At 47.7% G+C, this 1,292-nt stretch carries 2 protein-coding genes; both read right to left on the bottom strand.

What is annotated here, in order from left to right:
- A partial coding sequence (locus R8O70_RS25465) for a multidrug transporter (protein ID WP_318184490.1) occupies positions 1-711 on the bottom strand: 711 nt, incomplete at its 3' end.
- 65 nt (positions 712-776) lie between these two features.
- Positions 777-1,292, bottom strand: a 516-nt coding sequence (locus tag R8O70_RS25470; protein WP_318184491.1) for a UTRA domain-containing protein, incomplete at its 5' end; no start/stop codon positions are given.

Consider the following 1,292-nt stretch of genomic DNA (forward strand, 5'->3'; position numbering starts at 1 on the left):
CATCATAATGCAAGCCATCCTTGCACTTTTTCGGATTCGCCAAGCCGCTTGCAACTCTTGATCATTTCCGGTGATCAGACACCAAAGTAAAACGGGTAAGCCCATCGCCCAAAACTGCGCACCAAGATAGAAGATCGCGCTGTATTGATCGTTGAAAATAGTTGATGCTTGCTGAGTCAGTAACGTTAATGCCTCTTTGTCCACCACAGAGTAACCTGTCGTGCCAATTGCCGCGATCAACGCCCAAAACACGCCTACATTTAGATACGCCACCAAAGAAACTTGGCGAACATGAGTCAACGGAACCAAAATGCAGCCAAAGGTGATCAACACAAAACCAAGCCACTGTTGAGATGAAAGCGCATGGCCGAGTGCAACACTGAACCCTCCCACCATCATGACCGGCAAAGCGCGTGCAATTGGGTAAATCACACCAACATCGGCATGTTTATACGCCATGATCAAACCGACGAGATACACAATTTGCGCTATTCCACTAAAAGCCAGCATTCCCCAAAACTCAACTGGCAACGAAGTCCAACCGAGCGTGGTTAAATACCAAACCAGATATGGGGTAAGCACTCCACAAGCAGACAGGCTTGCAGCCATCGTGAATGCCATGCCTGATCCGGAATGGCTTTTACCCAAGATATTCCAGCCTGCATGCAAAACCGCAGAAAATACAACGAGTGCGATTGCCAAGAAATCCATTTGTTTTCCCGTTTAGACAAAACAAAGGCTCCGAGATGGAGCCTTTGAATATGAAAATGCGAACGTTAGTGATTGAGCTCTGCCACCGACTCAATACTGATGGCATCGTGACGCCAGTATTCAATATCGCAGTCAATCAACTCGCCATGTTGGTTATAGTTAGTACGTTCAACAACCATTGCCGGAGTGCCCGATGTTGCTCGCAACGCTTGCGCGACTTCACCAAGCAAGGTACTGGTAGAAAGACGGTAACGCGTCTGCTGATACACCACACCAAAGTGCTCGCGATAAATGTCGGTCAGCGAGTTGGTCAAATCAAAGCTCAATAAATTGGGGAAGATCTCTGGGCGAATATAGTTGGTCACATACACCACAGGTCTGTCTTCCAAATATCGAACGCGGTCGACACGAAAAACATCAGAGAACGGCTGCAGTTGTAACAAGCGCGCAGATTGCTTGTTAGCTAAAGTGCCCTTTGCCGCAATCAGCTCCGTTTTTGGCACGCGATTTTGCGCTTTCGCCATGTTCGGAAAATTAAGTGTTTGAGTAGGGTCGTAGCGTAGTGGCTCAGGTGAAATAAA

The sequence above is a fragment of the Vibrio sp. 779(2023) genome (assembly GCF_033344285.1).
Taxonomy (GTDB): domain Bacteria; phylum Pseudomonadota; class Gammaproteobacteria; order Enterobacterales; family Vibrionaceae; genus Vibrio; species Vibrio alginolyticus.